At 46.2% G+C, this 1,350-nt stretch carries 1 protein-coding gene; it reads left to right on the top strand.

Annotated features, from left to right (window positions below; genetic code table 11):
- Positions 1 to 648 precede the first annotated feature (648 nt).
- Positions 649 to 1,350, top strand: a 702-nt coding sequence (locus ACM0OX_RS35600; RefSeq protein WP_414519919.1) for a reverse transcriptase N-terminal domain-containing protein, incomplete at its 3' end; no start/stop codon positions are given.

Below are 1,350 nucleotides of genomic sequence, written 5' to 3'. Positions count from 1 at the left end.
CTGGCTGTGGGTGCGATTCGTTCACTCGAAATGAATAGAAATATTCAGGGATGAGTGACATTTGAGAGATAACCCCTAATGGGTGGAGTTCGCACTTTAATCTCTCTCAAATGATAACTGGATAACCATGAGGGTGACTTTCTTTGGAAAACCTAGAGTACATAAAAAGAAGTCCCTCCCCGTAGGTGCAACGGTGACAGCATCACCCCCAGGTTCGAGACTAGCCATCAACGCCTGAAGCGGGGTGAAAAGGAGAAGGGCTAGCAGCCTAAGCTGGTTTCCTCCAAGCATGAATCCATGAATAGCGAAAGCAAAGATGTGTCTGAACCATCGTTAAGGAAAACCAGCGAAATAAGGCTTAATGCGCTGGAGCCTAAAACGGCAAAAGGATAAGGGGCTGGCAAATTCACAGTTGACCAGTAGCACTCCCTATAAACCCGGTGGATAGCATCATTTCTAAAGGTTCTAACAATGGTTATTCGGAACGAAGTAACCTATCGCTGCCCTTGGTTTGGTCGATACCAAGTAGGTGCTAACCGTATGCAGCGAATAGGAGAGATTGAGTCAAAAGCGAATGCTTTGCCGTAATGGTAAAGATATGCTGACGGACTCACGGTGGATTGGATGATGGAGTTGTAAGTAGCAATAATGTCTAAAACACGGCATCAGCCGATGGTGGAATGGAAGGATATCCCTTGGCGAAAGCTGGAGCGGGTGGTCTACAAGTTGCAAAAACGAATCTATCGAGCTTCCCTTCGTGGTGATGTTAAAGCACTTCGCAAACTCCAAAAGACGTTGATGAAATCCTGGTATGCAAAATGCCTAGCGGTTAGGCGGGTAACACAAGACAACCAAGGCAAAAAGACGGCAGGAGTGGATGGTATCAAAACATTATCCCCAGCAGCACGTCTTAAACTGGTTGCCAATCTTAAATTAGGCTCAAAAGTGAAACCGACTCGACGGGTTTGGATTCCCAAACCAGGAGCGGATGAGAAGCGACCTTTGGGCATCCCGACAATGTATGACCGAGCTTTGCAAGCACTTGTTAAACAGGCTCTAGAGCCTGAATGGGAAGCGCGATTTGAACCTAATTCATACGGGTTTAGAGCCGGGCGCTCATGTCATGATGCTATTGAAGCAATATTCAACAGTATCAGTAAAAAGGCGAAATATGTGCTTGATGCGGATATCAGCAAATGTTTCGACCAAATTAACCACAAAGCACTGCTACAAAAATTAAATACATTCCCCACCATTCGCCGTCAAATACGTGCATGGTTAAAAGCGGGGGTGATGGAGAGTGGGCAGTTGTTTTCTACATCTGAGGGTACACCACAGGGTGGGGTCATT

The organism is Nostoc sp. PCC 9305 (genome assembly GCF_963920915.1).
GTDB lineage: Bacteria > Cyanobacteriota > Cyanobacteriia > Cyanobacteriales > Nostocaceae > Nostoc.
Note: the sequence above shows the minus strand (reverse complement) of the source record. Positions and strands in the feature narration are given on the sequence as shown.